This is a genomic window from Flavobacterium hercynium (assembly GCF_002217285.1).
Lineage (GTDB): Bacteria > Bacteroidota > Bacteroidia > Flavobacteriales > Flavobacteriaceae > Flavobacterium > Flavobacterium hercynium.
This window is the reverse complement of the sequence record NZ_MUGW01000022.1, coordinates 25325-41523: the sequence shown is the minus strand read 5'-3', so window position 1 is coordinate 41523 and position 16199 is coordinate 25325. Positions and strand designations below refer to the sequence as shown.

Below are 16199 nucleotides of genomic sequence, written 5' to 3'. Positions count from 1 at the left end.
ATTTTAATTTATTAATGGTATTTTTATTATAAAGGTGCTACCTTTTCCTTTTTCGCTTTCAACATACACTTGACCGTTATGGTCTTCTACTATCCTCTTTACATAAGCCAGACCTAAGCCGTGACCTTTTACATTATGTAGATCTCCGGTATGTTCTCTGTAAAATTTCTCAAAAACCCTTTTTTGAGCTATCTTACTCATACCAAGACCATTATCTTTTACTTTTATTAAAATCATGTCTTTTACATTCTCTGTAAAAATCTCAATTTCAGGTCTATCAGGTGAATATTTTATTGCGTTTTCTAAAATATTAACCAAGACGTTTGTAAAATGAACTTCATTTATTAAGCTTGTTGTTCTTGCAGCATTAAAATGCTTAACAACAGTTCCTTGTCTATCTTCTAAAATTAAATTTACATGTTCAATTGCATCATCGATAATATCATGAATTACAGTTGGTTCTTTTGTAATATCGAGTTCTCTTTTTTCTAATTTAGAGATTCGAAGTACATTTTCTACCTGAGCATGCATTCTCTTATTCTCATCCCTGATCATTTGCAGATATCGAAACACTTTTTCTTTATCTTCAATAATTTTAGGATTCTTGATCGCATCAAGCGCTAAATTTATTGTCGCAATTGGAGTTTTAAACTCGTGTGTCATGTTATTAATGAAATCTGTTTTGATCTCGGAAATATGTTTTTGACGCAACAATTGATTTAATGCACTTGTGTATGCCACTATTATAATTAATGTAAAAATTATTGACAGTATTGTAATACTCAGTAATTCCGACAATAAGAACTTCTTTTTATGAGGAAACGTTACTAATAGTTCGTATCTGCTATTTCCCTCATTATCTGTATAAATTGGAATATTGTAGGTAGCATCGTTATCAAAATGAAAACCGTCTGATTTTATTTTCGTTGCTAATCCACTGCTGTAAATTCCAAATTCAAATTTGGTTTTTACGCCATATTCTTCTAATTCTTTACGTAATAACTTATACAGTTTATCTTTTGTAATCCTTCCTTCTATAGGTGTCAGCGACGCAATATCTTTATATTGAATTTGTTGCTGTACTTTATTTAAAATATCTAAACTTCCAGATTTTTCAATTTTAATATCTGGTATAATACTTTGTCCTAAAGCATTATTGTCAATATTATTGTTATTATTGTAAATTTCTGTTACTCTTTTTGAACTAAAATTTTTAAATCTTTCACTGCTAAATTTTTTATTAAACAATGATCCGCTTATATCGTAATCCTCAGAAGTAAGTGTATTTGAATATACAATTGTTTTATTAGTTTTGGTATTTCTTTGAACGTATAATACCTCCAGTAAATCTTCTTTCTTTGGAATTTTACCCGTACTATCTTTTATTCGATTGTATTTATCGTAAAAGCTATACTCTTCTTGCTGCTCTAATTTATCAGCTACATTTCCAATGACTTGCGTAACGTGGTATTTAAATTGCTCGTCATTGTTTTTAAATGAAGAATTGAACCAATATACCTGAACTAAAATGATCCCGATTAAGGACAAGCTCATAAGTAAAACCAGTATTCTAAAAAATAATTTATTCATCGAAACAAAATTAATATTTTAACAATATACTAAATAATACATTAACCAAATATTAACATTTAAGACTGATTTTGCTTTATACCTAAAATTTTAACAATTTCAACAATTTCTTCTTTAGCTTTTTTAAGATTATCGTTATTAATAACATAATTGCTCTTTGAAATTCGAATTTCGTCATTCAATTGCATATTCATGCGGCTTAAAACTTGCGCTCTTGTGGTATTATCGCGTTTTAAAACCCTTTCAATTCTAATCTCTTCTGGTGCAGTAACTGTTATGATAACATCACAATCTTTATAACTACCGCTTTCGAATAGAATTGCAGCTTCATATATAACGTATGTATACTTTTTATGTTGCAATAACCAGGCCTGAAAATCCTTTTTTACAGCCGGATGCACTATTGCATTTAATTTTTTTAACTCTTCAGCATTATTAAAAACAATGTCAGCCAAATTTGCTCTATTAAGAACACCTTCTTCAAAGATATTTTCACCGAAAGTTATTTTTATTTTTTCAATGACTTCTTCCGACTGCATAACCTTTTTGGCTCCATCATCTGCTATGTAAACAGGCACTCCCATTTCCTGAAAATAATTTGCAACAGTTGTTTTACCACTGCCAATTCCTCCTGTCAAGCCAATAATTTTTGTCATATTATATCTTAAAAAACATACGAGGAAAAGCCTCTTGCGGTTTTCTCTTTAACAGAATAACTTTTACAAACGATTCTAAAAAACCTGTTCCATAACCATAAAACTGTTTCCACACTGCTATAACAGAAAGATATCCAATTTTTATGCTTTTATTCTGTACAGTTGATGTTAGAAATATTATTATGTAATATACAAAATATAATTGTAATAAATAATGAATGTTAAAAATTAACAATACTAAAGCTAACAATAATCCTAACATAAAAACTGTAGGAAAGAAAAAAGTTACTTTATTATGCTCTGGATACCAACTATTTAAGATTGGTCTTGCAATTCCAAATTTATTTACCTGAATAGAAAATTTCTCCCAATCTATTCTGCGTTTGTGATACACAAAGGCTTCCGGGAACAATCTTGTTTCAAAACCTAAATTCCATAGGCGAATTGATAAATCAGGATCTTCACCTGGATGAATATTACCAAACCCTTTCGAAACTATAAAAGCTTTCTTTGAAATTCCCATATTGAAACTTCTTGGCTGAAATTTATTAATCTTTTCAGATCCTCCACGTATTCCTCCTGTAGTAAGAAATGAGGTCATTGCAAAATTAATCGCTTTTTGAATGTCCGAGAAACTAGCTAATGCTCTGTCAGGACCTCCAAAACAATCTACGTATTTCTTATCCAATTCTTTACGAACTTCAGTCAGATAATTTGGCGGAATAATACAATCTGAATCAAAAATTAAAAAATAATCTCCTCTGGCTTTTTGCATTCCAAAATTTCTCGAATCTCCCGGTCCTGAGTTTTCTTTAAAATAGTAGGATATATTTAGTTTTCCCTGATAGTTCATTACAACATCTTTACAAGGAATTGACGAACCATCTTCGACTAAAACAATTTCAAAAGCTTCATTATAATCAGATTTAACTAAGCTTTCTAATAGTTCATCTACTTCATCCGGGCGATTATACACGGGTATAATTAAAGAAAAAATCATAATGCGTTATGCGATATTTAAAGTGGATTTTTTTTAAACTTCAAAATTTTAACAAAGATATGTTATATTCACAAAAAAACCATCAACTTTTGGCTGATGGTTTTGATTTTTATTAAAATAAAGTCCTTATTTGATACTCTCTATGTTTATTACCTCATTTGTATCTGCTTTGTAATCTACTCCTGCAAATTCAAATCCAAATAAATTTAAAAAATCATTTTTGTAACCAGCTAGATCACCAATTTCCGGTAATGTCTCTGTAGTTGCTTCCAGCCAAAGTTTTGCTACTTTTTCCTGAACATCATCACGCATTTCCCAATCATCGATTCTGATTCTTCCTTTGTCGTCTGTAGGAACTGCTTCTCCAGTATACAATCTGTCTTGAAACAAACGCTGAATTTGCTCGATGCAGCCTTCGTGAATTCCTTCTTCTTTCATAATTTTATATAAAAGTGAAATATATAAAGGAATAACCGGAATTGCAGAACTTGCTTGTGTAACTAAAGCTTTGTTTACAGATACGTATGCTTTTCCACCAATAGTTTTCAAACTATCTGTTATAGAAAATGCTGTCGCTTCTAAATGATCTTTTGCGCGACCAATTGTACCTTTACGATAAACAGCTTCTGTTAATGATGGCCCTATATAAGAATAAGCAACTGTTGTAGCGCCTTCTGCTAAAAGATTTTCGTCTTTTAAAGCGTCCATCCACATAGCCCAGTCTTCACCGCCCATTACCGTAACTGTATTTTCGATATCTTCTTCGTTAGCTGGTGCAATAGAAACCTCAGTAACATTTCCTGTATGGAAATCAACTGTTTTATTGGTAAAAGTTTGTCCGATTGGTTTAAGAACTGAACGATGTGTAACTCCTGTTGTAGGGTGTACACGAACTGGTGAAGCCAAACTGTAAATTACAAGATCTACTTGTCCTAAATCAGCTTTTATTAAATCTAATGTTTGTCTTTTGATTTCGTTTGAAAAAGCATCTCCATTAATACTTTTTGCATATAATCCTGCTTTATGAGCTTCAGATTCGAAAGCTGCAGAATTGTACCAGCCTGGAGAAGCTGTTTTTCCTTCTAATGGTGGTTTTTCAAAAAATACTCCAATTGTAGCAGCATCAGATCCAAAGGCACTTGTTATTCTTGAAGCTAACCCAAAACCAGTAGACGCACCAATAACCAGTACTTTTTTTGCCCCGGCAATTGGTCCTTTTGATTTAATGTATTCAATTTGATTTTTTACATTTTGTTCGCATCCTTTAGGGTGTGATGTCAAACAAATAAATCCTCTCATTCTAGGTTCTATGATCATTTTGTAATTATTTATTGTTTATTCAATTTCAATTTTAATTTTTCAAAAATAGACATTTTATCTTTAACCCTTTTCATGTTCGCATTCATATTGTCTATAAAATTTGGGTTTAATGCATTTTTCTTTGCTAACCTGTAATAATTATAAGCAAGGGTGTACTGACTTTCATACTCTGCCATTCTTCCTAATTCGCTATTATACGAAGAATCATCGAAGTTTTCAAGATGTTGCTTTGTAAATTCTACATGCTCTTTTGCTTCTGCATATCTTCCTAAATCAATAAGCAAATAGGTGTAATTTATGTAAGGAGCCGGGTATTTAGGCTCAAATTTCATTGCCAGTTTATAATGAAAAATACCTTTATCATGATTACTTAGCTTATTATAATAAATCCAGCCTAAGTGATTGTGTGCTTTTCCAAAATCCGGATATTGAGACAATATATCTTCAAGCAATTCTTTTCCGTCAGCGATATTGCCATCAGAAATTAGCGAATCTGCCTTAATAAATTGGTTTTCATAAAAACTCAAACTCTCCATATCTATATTCTTAGTTTAATAATTCTTTTGCGTGATTTAATGCCGAATCAGAAATATTTGCTCCTGAAAGCATTTGTGCAATTTCAGTAATTCTTTCTTCCTGAGACAATAATTTTAATTCTGATTGAGTAGCATCTTGTATGGTGGACTTAAACACTTTAAAATGCGAATCTCCTTTTGCCGCTATCTGAGGTAAATGTGTAATAGCAAAAACTTGCATTTTTGCACTCATTTCTTTCATTATCTCTCCCATTCTTATGGCGATTTCTCCGGAAACTCCTGTATCAATTTCGTCAAAAATCAAGGTTGGCAATTTAGAGTATTGTGCCAAAATAGCTTTTACAGCCAGCATAATACGAGACATCTCTCCTCCTGAAGCCACTTTTTTAAGCAGACCAAAATCAGTTCCTTTATTTGCTGAGAACAAGAACTGTAATTCATCTTTTCCGTTTTGGAAAAAAGTTTCAGATGGTAAAAGCTCCATTTTAAAGCGAACGTTTGGCATTCCTAAAGTCTCTAAAATGGTAATTAACTGATTTGACAAAACCGGAATAGCAGTTGTTCTGTTATCATGAATTGTTGCTGAAAAAGCATCTAACTCGATTGCTTTTTGCTCTATTGAAGCTGATAAAGTCGCAATTTCTTCTTCGATATTACCTAACTCAATTACAGCATTTTCTAAATTAGCCTGAACTTGAAGCAATTCATCAACGGTTGTTACTTGGTGTTTCTTTTGTAAATTGTAAATTAACTGCAACTTTTGATTGGTTAATTCTAATCTCTCAGGATCATTTAATAATTTTTCAGAAACGTTTTGCAGTTCTTTTGAAACATCATCAAATTCTATTGCTACACTTGTAACTCTTTCAAGCAAATTTTGATAATCTACCGAGAAGGGTGCTATTTTCTGCAATGAGGCCTTAATCTCATTCAAATTATGAAAAACACCAAATTGTTCTTCGTTTGCAATTACCAGAGACTTATCAATCGATTCTTTGATTATTTCAACATTGTTTAACTTTTCAAACTCTGCCTCTAATTCTTCCTGCTCTCCTGATTTAAGTTTTGCAGTAACAAGCTCATTCAGTAAAAAAGTATTGTATTCCTGCTCTTTACCTGAATCGCTTTGTTTTTTTAATAAAGCATTTAATTTTGTTTTCTCTGCTTTATAAACCTTAAGTAGTTTTTGATATGCTGAAATAGTGTCAAAATTATTAGCAATAGCATCGATAATTTTGAACTGAACATTTTCGTCTGATAGCTCCTGAGTTTGCTGTTGTGAATGAATATCAATCAAAAACAGACTTAACTCTTGTAATTCCTGAAGATTTACAGGACTATCATTAATAAAAGCTCGCGATTTTCCTGAAGGCAGAATTTCACGTCTAATAATAGTTTCATCTTCATAATCTAAATCATTCGCCTGAAAAAATTCTTTTAAGTTGTATTTTGAAATTTCAAACTGTGCTTCGATTACACATTTCTCTTCTTTATTTTTGAGTGATGTCAAGTCTGCTCTTTTCCCTAGAACCAATCCTAAAGCACCTAAAATAATAGATTTCCCTGCACCTGTTTCACCTGTAATTATAGAAAAACCTTTTGAGAAATCAATTGCTAATTTTTCAATAAGGGCATAGTTTTTAATTGACAGCGAAGTAATCATATAATAAATGTGTAAATATAAAATTAATGGAGAAGATGTAAATTGTGAATGCTTTAAAATTTAATTTGAGTCCATTTCGTATTATTTAACGGAGAAACTTTATTCAAAACATCTGTTAAATCACTGATTTGAACATTTGGTCCTCCTGAAAAAACAGAAACTATTTCATCTGATTTTGCATCAAAAAATATACGAGTCAAAAACGCATTGGGCTTAACCGAATACAATTTATTAAAAAGTAATAGTGAATTCTTAACTTTCTCTTTGGACTGTTTTAAATCAGTACCCATAAAATCTAAACCTGTGTGGTATAAAAACATGACCTGTCTAAAATCTGAATATGTTGGAGAAATCATATCATTAATCAAAAAATAACGATTCTGAAGTCCATCTGCCTGTCCCCAACCTTTAAAACCTCCTTGTTGCGCAACACTTGCAATACTTTGTGCAGTTTCAAAATAGGTGTTTCCTCCACCGGACAAGAACGAATCTGCATCCATACCTAAAATGATGTAACTGTAAAAAGAAACTACAGATACTAAATTAGACTCAAAAACACTTGGATTAAAAAGTAACGGTTCGTTTTCTGTATACCTAAAATTAAAATCTTTGTCGTTGTAATTGAAAATTGGCGAAGAATACGTTGAATTATAAATAACTCTTGAGGACTGCACCTGGATTGTTCCTGTAAACTGATCTGAATTATTAGAGGCTAAAGTAACATACATCGAACAGTTTATTCTTTCGTTTTGCTTTAAAGCAACTCCTGTCCAGTCTGTCTTATTTACAAATTCTGATAATGCAGTTTGCAGGGTTTTAAAAACCTGCTGATTAGGATTTGTAAGCCTGTCTGTATTTATAGTTACGGTACAATTTAGCTGTTGCGCTTGTGAAAAGCCAAAAATTAAAAATACGAAGAGAGTAACTATTTTATTATTCATAAAAATACTATTTGCTATTAGCGAAAATCTTTCACTACTTAGAATGCAGCTCTAATTTAAAAACTTTGTGGTATTATAAAAAATGTGCCACTACTTTATTTAAAATATCAGTAGCTACAGATTCTTTACTCTTCAATTCCATTGGTTCGATTTTAAAATCTTTATCAATAAAAGTTACTTTATTCGTTGCTTTTTTAAAACCAGCCCCTTCATCTTGTAAGGAATTTAGAACTATCAAATCTAAGTTTTTTTTCTGAATTTTCAACTTAGCATTTTCAATTTCATTTTCTGTTTCTAATGCAAATCCAATTAAAAATTGCTCTTTCTTAATACTTCCCAATGAAGACAAAATATCTTTGGTTTTCTCGAGCTCAATTGAAAATTCACTTGAAACTTTTTTAATCTTTTGTAAAGCTACGACTTTTGGTCTGTAATCTGCAACTGCTGCTGCTGCAATCGCAACATCTACGGTGTCAAAATACAAATGACAAGCATCGTACATTTCCTGTGCAGAAACAACATCTACAACTTCAACAGCAGAATTCTTAGGCCTAAAATGTGTTGGTCCGGAAACTAAAATTACACTTGCTCCTAAACTTGCTGCTTCGTTTGCGATATCAAAACCCATTTTTCCTGAGGAATGATTTCCTATAAAACGTACAGGATCTATTGCTTCGTATGTTGGTCCGGCTGTAATTAAGATTTTTTTTCCTTTTAATGGCAATTTACTTTCTAAATCAGCTTCAAGAAAAGCAACAATATTTTCCGGCTCTGCCATTCTGCCTTCTCCGGATAAGCCACTTGCCAATTCTCCGCTTTCTGCAGGAATCATAACATTACCAAATTGTTTTAAGGCTGTAAAACTTGCTATTGTAGAAGGATGTTTGTACATATCCAAATCCATTGCCGGAGCAAAATAAACTGGACATTTAGCTGATAAATAGGTAGCTATTAAAAGATTATCGCAGTTTCCTGTTGTCATTTTTGACAACGTATTTGCTGTTGCAGGAGCAATTAACATGATATCAGCCCAAAGTGCTAATTCAACATGATTATTCCAAACAGCATCCTCATCATCCTGATTAAAAAAACTGGAATGTACTGGATTCTTTGATAAGGTTGATAATGTAAGTGGTGTTACAAAATCCTTAGAAGCAGGTGTCATTATCACTTGGACATGTGCACCTGCTTTTATAAAAAGTCGTACTAATGAGGCTGTTTTATACGCTGCAATTCCACCAGAAACCCCCAGTAAAATTTTCTTTCCGTTTAAAACTGACATTATACTGTATTATTTGTTTGAACCTCTGTGGTAAGTTTTACCATCTAACCATTCCTGAACGGCTAAAGCGTGTGGTTTAGGTAATTTTTCGTAAAATTTAGAAACTTCAATTTGTTCTTTATTTTCAAAAACTTCTTCAAGACTGTCATTGTAAGTAGCAAACTCCTCTAATTTCTCAGTTAATTCTTTTTTAATTTCAGAATTAATTTGATTTGCTCTTTTAGCCATAATGGTAATTGCTTCATACACATTTCCTGTTGGCTCTTCAATAACAGTTTTATTGTATGTTATTGTATTTACAGGAGCATTCGTCTTTTTTAAATCCATGACTTTATTTTATTTAGTAAATTTTTGTAAATCTGTTTCAACTCTGGCATTCATTTCGTCTGCCTCTTTTTTGTATTTTGTGTTGCTGTTAAACTTAATCAAATTGTTATAAGCTACTTTAGCAACATTTAAACGATCCTGCATTTTTGAATTAATACTATTAATTGCTAATTTATAGGCTGAATCGTATTTGTAGAACAACGCATCCTCTTTAAATGGAGTACCCGGATAATCAGCAATAAAATTATCAAAAGCTACTAAAGCTGATTTGTAATCTGAAATTGTGTTATATCCTTTTGCGTTTTCGTATGCTTTTTTCTCTAATTTCCCACTCAATACTTTCACAACCTCATTTGCTTGTGGGATGTATTCTGAATTTGGATAATTGTCTATAAATGCCTGTAATTTCTCTAAAGCTTTTACAGTATCTGTTTGATCTAAACTGTAAACCGGTGCTAACTTTGAATAACTGTAAGCACCAAGAAATGCTGCTTCCTGTACTTTTTCGCTTCGTGGATATCCTGAAGCAAAGCTTTCGAACTGGTAACCTGCTAAATAATATTGTCTTGTTTTATAGTAAGACTGGGCAAACATATAAAATAATTTTTCTGCCTGAGGTTTACCTCTATAACTCGTTGCTAATTGCTCAAAAAGACGAATAGCTTTTGAATATTTACCTGCATCGTACATTTTTGTTGCCATTTCAAATTTCGCAGCAACATCTTCATTTTTCAATGTTTTTTGGTATTCACTACAAGAACAAAAAAGGACAATAACAATTAATAGAGATACTATTTTTTTCATTTTATTACTTTTATTATGATTTCTTAGACAATTATGCCTAAGCAAAATCACACCGAAGTTCCGGTGGCAAATTTAGTTATTAATTTAGCTACTACAAAATATTTTTTTGGTATATTAAAACACCCTTAATCCTGCTCTACTCTTATGCTGCTTTTTACAAATTCGTTTAATCTGTTTGCCAGCGAATCATCGACTGTTACTAATGGTAAACGCACTGTGTTATCAGCGATACCAAGGGATTGAAACACTTGTTTGATTCCGGCAGGATTTCCTTGCTCGAAAATCATATCGATACAATCTGCTAAAAAGTATTGCGTTTTAAACGCTTCATTTACTTTTTTATTGAGACCTAAACGAATCATTTCTGAAAATTCTTTTGGAAAACCTTGTCCGATTACAGATATTACACCTGCTCCACCCGCCAAAACTATTGGCAATGCGATCATATCATCTCCTGAAATTACAAGAAAATCCTTTGGTGCATTTTTTATTATTTGCATCGCCTGTACAACATCACCAGCCGCTTCTTTTATGGCTACAACATTATCAAAATCCTTTGCAAGACGAATTACTGTAGCAGGAAGCATATTACTTGATGTTCTTCCCGGAACGTTATATAAAATCACCGGAATTGGCGACGCTTCTGCAACGGCTTTAAAATGCTGATAAATTCCTTCTTGTGTTGGTTTATTATAATAAGGAGAAACAGAAAGAATTGCTTCAAAAGCTGAAAAATCTCTTGTCTTTAACTCTTCTACAACCTGCATTGTATTATTACCTCCAACACCAAGTACTAAAGGCAATCTTCCTTTATTAGTATCAATTACTGTTTGGATAACTAATTCTTTTTCGGCTTGTGTCAGGGTAGCATTCTCTGCTGTTGTTCCCATAACTACAAGATATTCAACTCCTCCGTCTATCGAAAAATTAACTATTCGCTGTAATGCTTCAATATCAATTGAGAAATCTTTCTTAAATGGCGTTACAAGCGCAACTCCAGTACCTATTAATGATTGCATATTATAATTTGTATTTTATTTAATGTTCTTTAAATACTTAAACAGTTCAAAAATGAAAAGTTTATAATTTTCCAGAGTGGTATCAATCATTAATCGATTTAATCTTGGATCGACTGATGAAAAACCAACTTTAAATTTAGCTTTTGACTCACTTGTTACCATCATTAAAATATTATTTTCAATAGTATAGTAACTAATCAAAAGATCAAATTTTGTTTCCGTAAATTCAAGTAAAAAATCGGCTTCAATATTTCCCTTCCAATTGATATGTTTTTTACCAAATGTTGGTTTCGAATACGTTTCTTTCTCTTTAAATTTACTTTTGTACGCTACAATTTTTATGTTTTCAGGAGCTATTCCCTGTAAAACCAATTCGTTTATTAACGCTTCGGAATTTTGAAAATCGCTTTCATCGACCAGTAAACCAATTGTTTGCACGTTACTTGTAAAGACTTCGTTTTTGAACTTGTTCAAGTTATTATTTAATGTTTTTTTTACAAAAAAATCCCTCATATAATTCAAAAACATAGTATTTTTACCAGATTACAAAATTAATTATTTAAGTCGCATTTAAGATGGTAAATCTAAAAAAGTATAACGGGGTTTTAAAACTTTTTGTTATATTCTTAACACTTTTTTTTACAGTTTCCTGTAGCCAAAAAAATTATACTCTAACAAAGATCGAAGGAAAGCAACTTCCAGTAAACGAAAAAGTTGCAGAAACACCTGAAATTGAAAAATTTATCGCTCCATATCGCGAGCATATCAATAAAGATCTGGATAATGTTTTGGCCTATTCTCCTGAAACCTTAGAAAAAAGTACCGGAAAATGGCAAACAACTATTGGTAATTTAATGGCTGATGTTTGTTTACAAAGAGGAAATGCTGTTTTCAAAGCCCGTGAAAAGAAAGATCTGGACATTTGTTTTCTAAATCATGGCGGAATCAGAGCAATCCTTCCAAAAGGAAATGTTACAACAAGAACTGCATTTGAAATCATGCCTTTTGAAAATAACCTTGTTGTACTGGCATTAAAGGGAGAACAAATCTTAGAAATGGCTACCTATATAATTAAGGAGAACAAACCTCATCCGTTAGCCGGAATGACTTTTACAATTTCAAAAGATAATACAGCTAAAAATATTCTTGTTCAGGGAAAACCGCTTGATAGCAATAAAACCTATTATGTTGCGACAAATGACTATTTGGCAAACGGAGGAGACAGCATGAACTTTTTCTTAAAACATACTCAGAAATTTGATTTAGAATATAAACTTCGTAATGTCTTGATTGATTACTTTAAAGAAGTCGATACAATTCCGGTTATAAAGGACATTCGAATTACAGAAGAATAACCTACTTAGATTTAAATCAAAAATACTATTCGCGTTCCGCACAAAAAATACAAAATGAAAAGAAGAGAATTTATCGAAAAAACGGCTGCAAGTACTGCTTTATTAAGCTTAGGCTTGTCTTTGAGCAGTTTTGAAACTAACGATATTAAACACTTAACTATTTTACATACTAACGACGTTCACAGCCATATTGATCCTTTTCCTGCTGATGATCCTCGTAATCCTAACCAAGGTGGTGTTTCTCGCAGAGCAGCACTAATTGAATCGATCCGTAAAGAAAACCCGAATGTTCTTTTATTAGATGCCGGAGATATTTTTCAGGGAACTCCGTATTTTAATTATTACGGTGGAGAAATCGAATTTAAGTTAATGAGTACAATGAAATATGATGCTTCAACTATAGGAAATCATGATTTCGATAATGGTCTTGACGGTTTATATGCTCAGATGCCACATGCTACTTTTGAATTTATCTGTTCTAACTACGATTTTACTAATACTGTGATGAACGGATTGGTTAAACCTTATAAAATTTTCAATAAAAACGGAATTAAAGTAGGTGTTTTTGGTTTAGGAATTGAAATGAGCGGTTTGGTTGATAAAAAATTGTATAAAGAAACTGTTTATAATGATCCTGTAGAAATTGCTCAGGATATGACGCAATTATTGAAGAAGCAGGAAAAATGTGATTTGGTTATTTGTCTTTCGCACTTGGGATACAAATACAGAGATAATGATACTAAAATTTCTGATCTTAAATTAGCAGAATTGACTCAGGATATTGATTTAATTATTGGCGGACACACACATACTTTCTTAGATAAACCTACTATTGTACAAAATAAAGCGGGCGAAAAAGTCCTGGTGAATCAAGTGGGATGTTATGGTATTAATTTGGGAAGAATAGATTTTTATTTTGATAAAAATAAAGCTCATACTAATCAAGGAAGATCTATTATTGTGTAATTCTTTTTTTAGTGGTTCTTCTTTTTGCTAAAAAATATACGACCATAAAAAGGTAAGCCAGAATTTGTGTTGCATCACGAATTAAAACTAGAACAATGGAATACGAAAAGTATACATTGAAGATATAGAATATATCAGAAAACATATAACAAGTCGTCATCAAAGTCATTAATAATGTAACATTAGATCCTTTGGTGATGTAGTTGGCATACGAGAAGTAACAAAGAATACTAAGTATGATTCCATAAGACGTATAAATAAAATTATACTTCTTCATGTTCGCAGATTGCAGTCCCAGCACTGAGATTAGCAGATAAATTATAAATATGACTACGATAGAAAGAGGTAAAATATCCTTTCTACGTAGTCTTATTTTTTTATGATCAAAAACGATAAGCTTTAAGAGTAACAGATATACTATAAAAAAACAAAGAACACCTCCTATTTCAGAGGTTTCTACACCCATTAAATCGTATACCTGACCTATAAAACAAAATAAGAAAATAAACGCTTCTGTTTTTTGTATTTTAAAATTATTACTTGTTAGAAAGTAGAAAAAAATCGCCGGAAGGACAATAGATTTAGCGTACGTTGCTAAAATATCCTCTTTCATGCAATCAAAAAATATTGCAGAAATCAGGGCTAAAAAATACAAAATCAACGATGGTTTATTCGCTTTCATTCAGTTTGGTTATAAAATCTTCTTCGGACAATATCGGAATGTTTAATTTATTGGCTTTCTCTAACTTAGCGGGTCCCATATTATCGCCGGCAACGACAAAATCAGTTTTGGCAGAAATTGAACTTCCTACTTTTCCACCGTTATCTTCTATTGCTTTTTTCAACTCATCTCTCGAGAATTGAGCAAAAACACCCGAAACTACAAATGTTTTACCAAGGAATTTTTCGGTTGCATTGGGATTAATTTTTTCTACGACTTCAAACTGAACACCGTATGTTTTTAAGCGATCAATACTTTTTATATTTTCTTCGTTTTCAAAAAACTCGATTACGCTTCTCGCAATACGATCTCCTATCTCATCTACTAAAATCAGTTCCATTAAAGTAGCTTTGCTTAAAGCATCGATATTTTTGTAATGCTTGGCTAACTTTTTGGCTACTGTTTCTCCAACAAAACGTATTCCGAGTGCAAAAAGAACGCTCTCAAACGGGATTTCTTTTGATTTTTCAACACCATTCACGAGGTTTTCAGCCGATTTTTTTGCCATTCTTTCTAAATGCAAAATATCATCCACCTTCAATTCGTATAAATCTGCATAATTGTGAACAAGACCGTGCTTGAAAAGTAAAGCAACTGTTTCCCCACCAAGTCCTTCGATATCCATCGCTTTTCTGGAAATATAATGCTGAATTCTACCAATAATCTGTGGAGGACATTCATAGAAATTAGGACAATAATGATTGGCTTCACCTGCATTTCGAACTAATTCGGTATGACATTCAGGGCAATGTGTGATATAATGCGTTACTTCTGAATTCTCTGGACGCTTTTCTAAATCAACGGCGATAATTTTCGGAATAATTTCTCCTCCTTTTTCTACAAAAACGGTGTCATTTATCCTGATATCTAATTTCTCAATTTGATCTGCATTATGTAAAGAAGCTCTTTTCACTATAGTTCCTGCCAATTGAACTGGTGCTAAATTGGCGACTGGTGTAATAGCACCTGTTCGTCCTACTTGATACGTAATCGAATTTAGTTTGGTTGAAACCTGCTCTGATTTAAATTTATAGGCAATTGCCCATCTTGGTGATTTTGATGTATACCCAAGTTCCTCCTGATGCTGAATGCTGTTTACTTTTATAACAACACCATCTGTTTCATAAGGTAATGTATGACGGTGCACGTCCCAGTAATCAATAAAATCGAAAACTTCGTGCATATTATTGACTAATTTTGCTTCGTTAGGAACTTTGAATCCCCAATTTCTGGCAGATTCTAATCCTTCAATTTGAGAAGAGAACGGTAAATTATTTCCTGTAACAAAATATAATAAACATTCTAACGGACGTTTGGCTACCTCAGCACTGTCTTGTAATTTTAAACTTCCGGAAGCTGTATTTCTTGGGTTTGAATAAGGCGTTTCTCCTATTTCTATTAATTCCTGATTCATTTTTTCGAAACCGGCAAAAGGCAAAATGATCTCGCCTCGGATATCGAATTTATCCGGATAATTTCCTTTTAGTTGTAAAGGAATTGATTTGATGGTTTTGATGTTATTGGTAACCTCATCACCCTGAAAACCATCTCCGCGTGTAAGTGCCTGAACTAATTTTCCATTTTCATAGGTTATGCTAATAGAAGCTCCGTCGTATTTTAGTTCACAGGTATATTGCAAACTAACATTTCCTAAAACGCGCTGAATTCTATTTTCCCAATCTAATAAGTCTTCTTTAGAATAGGAATTATCTAAAGAGTACATACGGTATTGATGCGCGATAGTTTTGAAGTTTTTGGTAACAGTACCTCCCACTCTTTGTGTTGGCGAATGTGCATCAAAAAATTCAGGATGCTTATTCTCTAAATCTTGCAGTTCTTTTAATTTTACATCAAAATCATAATCTGAAATTGTGGCATTATCAAGTACGTAATAATTGTAATTGTGCTGATTAAGTTCGTTTCGTAGGGTTTGAATTGTGTCTTGAATACTCATAAAAGATACTAAAATGATGCTTATTGTAATTTGGAATAACTGTACATCAAAATTAGGATAATTTT

At 32.1% G+C, this 16199-nt stretch carries 16 protein-coding genes; 2 read left to right on the top strand and 14 right to left on the bottom strand.

Annotated elements, in window-relative coordinates; all coding sequences use genetic code 11:
* Positions 1-3 precede the first annotated feature (3 nt).
* The 12 genes from B0A66_RS11320 to B0A66_RS11265 form a co-directional block, all read right to left on the bottom strand.
* A complete protein-coding gene (locus B0A66_RS11320) occupies positions 4-1590 on the bottom strand; it encodes a sensor histidine kinase (protein ID WP_089049949.1) in 1587 nt (528 codons plus the stop codon).
* Between the two features lie 59 nt (positions 1591-1649).
* Positions 1650-2246: a dephospho-CoA kinase gene (gene coaE / locus B0A66_RS11315; protein ID WP_089049948.1), complete on the bottom strand. Its 597-nt coding sequence runs from the start codon at positions 2244-2246 to the stop codon at positions 1650-1652.
* A 1-nt stretch (position 2247) separates the two neighbouring features.
* Entirely contained in the window at positions 2248-3246 is a 999-nt protein-coding gene (locus tag B0A66_RS11310) for a glycosyltransferase (RefSeq protein ID WP_089049947.1), read from the bottom strand.
* Positions 3247-3372: 126 nt separating this feature from the next.
* On the bottom strand, positions 3373-4563 hold the full coding sequence (fabV, locus tag B0A66_RS11305) for an enoyl-ACP reductase FabV (RefSeq protein ID WP_089049946.1): 1191 nt from the start codon (positions 4561-4563) through the stop codon (positions 3373-3375).
* An 11-nt stretch (positions 4564-4574) separates the two neighbouring features.
* On the bottom strand, positions 4575-5102 hold the full coding sequence (locus B0A66_RS11300) for a tetratricopeptide repeat protein (protein WP_089049945.1): 528 nt from the start codon (positions 5100-5102) through the stop codon (positions 4575-4577).
* A gap of 10 nt (positions 5103-5112) precedes the next feature.
* A complete protein-coding gene (gene recN / locus B0A66_RS11295; protein ID WP_089049944.1) occupies positions 5113-6765 on the bottom strand; it encodes a DNA repair protein RecN in 1653 nt (550 codons plus the stop codon).
* 53 nt (positions 6766-6818) lie between these two features.
* The gene (gene porD / locus B0A66_RS11290) at positions 6819-7706 is read right to left on the bottom strand and encodes a type IX secretion system protein PorD (protein ID WP_089049943.1); all 888 of its coding nucleotides are present in this window, start codon (positions 7704-7706) and stop codon (positions 6819-6821) included.
* A 73-nt stretch (positions 7707-7779) separates the two neighbouring features.
* Positions 7780-8988 carry a bifunctional phosphopantothenoylcysteine decarboxylase/phosphopantothenate--cysteine ligase CoaBC gene (gene coaBC, locus B0A66_RS11285; RefSeq protein ID WP_089049942.1) on the bottom strand — a complete coding sequence of 403 codons (1209 nt, stop codon included), beginning with the start codon at positions 8986-8988 and terminating at the stop codon, positions 7780-7782.
* A gap of 9 nt (positions 8989-8997) precedes the next feature.
* Positions 8998-9315, bottom strand: coding sequence for a DNA-directed RNA polymerase subunit omega (locus tag B0A66_RS11280; protein ID WP_007807938.1), 318 nt, complete (start codon positions 9313-9315; stop codon positions 8998-9000).
* Positions 9316-9324: 9 nt separating this feature from the next.
* The gene (locus tag B0A66_RS11275) at positions 9325-10119 is read right to left on the bottom strand and encodes an outer membrane protein assembly factor BamD (protein ID WP_089049941.1); all 795 of its coding nucleotides are present in this window, start codon (positions 10117-10119) and stop codon (positions 9325-9327) included.
* Between the two features lie 125 nt (positions 10120-10244).
* Positions 10245-11138 (bottom strand): 4-hydroxy-tetrahydrodipicolinate synthase, encoded by an 894-nt coding sequence (gene dapA, locus B0A66_RS11270; protein ID WP_089049940.1) that lies wholly within the window; start codon positions 11136-11138, stop codon positions 10245-10247.
* Between the two features lie 15 nt (positions 11139-11153).
* Positions 11154-11651 carry a DUF6913 domain-containing protein gene (locus tag B0A66_RS11265; RefSeq protein ID WP_394335252.1) on the bottom strand — a complete coding sequence of 166 codons (498 nt, stop codon included), beginning with the start codon at positions 11649-11651 and terminating at the stop codon, positions 11154-11156.
* A gap of 62 nt (positions 11652-11713) precedes the next feature.
* On the opposite strand from B0A66_RS11265, the gene B0A66_RS11260 reads away from it, so the two are divergent.
* Entirely contained in the window at positions 11714-12493 is a 780-nt protein-coding gene (locus B0A66_RS11260; RefSeq protein ID WP_089049938.1) for a 5'-nucleotidase C-terminal domain-containing protein, read from the top strand.
* A gap of 54 nt (positions 12494-12547) precedes the next feature.
* The gene (locus B0A66_RS11255; RefSeq protein WP_089049937.1) at positions 12548-13459 is read left to right on the top strand and encodes a bifunctional metallophosphatase/5'-nucleotidase; all 912 of its coding nucleotides are present in this window, start codon (positions 12548-12550) and stop codon (positions 13457-13459) included.
* Here B0A66_RS11255 and B0A66_RS11250 read toward each other — a convergent pair.
* Both B0A66_RS11250 and ligA read right to left on the bottom strand, forming a co-directional pair.
* Positions 13449-14141, bottom strand: a complete 693-nt coding sequence (locus B0A66_RS11250; protein WP_089049936.1) for a hypothetical protein — start codon at positions 14139-14141, stop codon at positions 13449-13451. The two genes, B0A66_RS11255 and B0A66_RS11250, sit on opposite strands and share 11 nt — an antisense overlap.
* On the bottom strand, positions 14128-16134 hold the full coding sequence (gene ligA / locus B0A66_RS11245; protein ID WP_089050055.1) for an NAD-dependent DNA ligase LigA: 2007 nt from the start codon (positions 16132-16134) through the stop codon (positions 14128-14130). The genes B0A66_RS11250 and ligA overlap by 14 nt, the downstream gene beginning before the upstream one ends.
* Positions 16135-16199 lie beyond the last annotated feature (65 nt).

What these genes read in the sequence shown, in the direction of transcription:
- B0A66_RS11320 (WP_089049949.1), bottom strand. Translation starts at nt 1,590, where the DNA reads ATGAATAAATTATTTTTTAGAATACTGGTTTTACTTATGAGCTTGTCC.
- coaE (WP_089049948.1), bottom strand. Translation starts at nt 2,246, where the DNA reads ATGACAAAAATTATTGGCTTGACAGGAGGAATTGGCAGTGGTAAAACA.
- B0A66_RS11310 (WP_089049947.1), bottom strand. Translation starts at nt 3,246, where the DNA reads ATGATTTTTTCTTTAATTATACCCGTGTATAATCGCCCGGATGAAGTA.
- fabV (WP_089049946.1), bottom strand. Translation starts at nt 4,563, where the DNA reads ATGATCATAGAACCTAGAATGAGAGGATTTATTTGTTTGACATCACAC.
- B0A66_RS11300 (WP_089049945.1), bottom strand. Translation starts at nt 5,102, where the DNA reads ATGGAGAGTTTGAGTTTTTATGAAAACCAATTTATTAAGGCAGATTCG.
- recN (WP_089049944.1), bottom strand. Translation starts at nt 6,765, where the DNA reads ATGATTACTTCGCTGTCAATTAAAAACTATGCCCTTATTGAAAAATTA.
- porD (WP_089049943.1), bottom strand. Translation starts at nt 7,706, where the DNA reads ATGAATAATAAAATAGTTACTCTCTTCGTATTTTTAATTTTTGGCTTT.
- coaBC (WP_089049942.1), bottom strand. Translation starts at nt 8,988, where the DNA reads ATGTCAGTTTTAAACGGAAAGAAAATTTTACTGGGGGTTTCTGGTGGA.
- B0A66_RS11280 (WP_007807938.1), bottom strand. Translation starts at nt 9,315, where the DNA reads ATGGATTTAAAAAAGACGAATGCTCCTGTAAATACAATAACATACAAT.
- B0A66_RS11275 (WP_089049941.1), bottom strand. Translation starts at nt 10,119, where the DNA reads ATGAAAAAAATAGTATCTCTATTAATTGTTATTGTCCTTTTTTGTTCT.
- dapA (WP_089049940.1), bottom strand. Translation starts at nt 11,138, where the DNA reads ATGCAATCATTAATAGGTACTGGAGTTGCGCTTGTAACGCCATTTAAG.
- B0A66_RS11265 (WP_394335252.1), bottom strand. Translation starts at nt 11,651, where the DNA reads ATGAGGGATTTTTTTGTAAAAAAAACATTAAATAATAACTTGAACAAG.
- B0A66_RS11260 (WP_089049938.1), top strand. Translation starts at nt 11,714, where the DNA reads ATGGTAAATCTAAAAAAGTATAACGGGGTTTTAAAACTTTTTGTTATA.
- B0A66_RS11255 (WP_089049937.1), top strand. Translation starts at nt 12,548, where the DNA reads ATGAAAAGAAGAGAATTTATCGAAAAAACGGCTGCAAGTACTGCTTTA.
- B0A66_RS11250 (WP_089049936.1), bottom strand. Translation starts at nt 14,141, where the DNA reads ATGAAAGCGAATAAACCATCGTTGATTTTGTATTTTTTAGCCCTGATT.
- ligA (WP_089050055.1), bottom strand. Translation starts at nt 16,134, where the DNA reads ATGAGTATTCAAGACACAATTCAAACCCTACGAAACGAACTTAATCAG.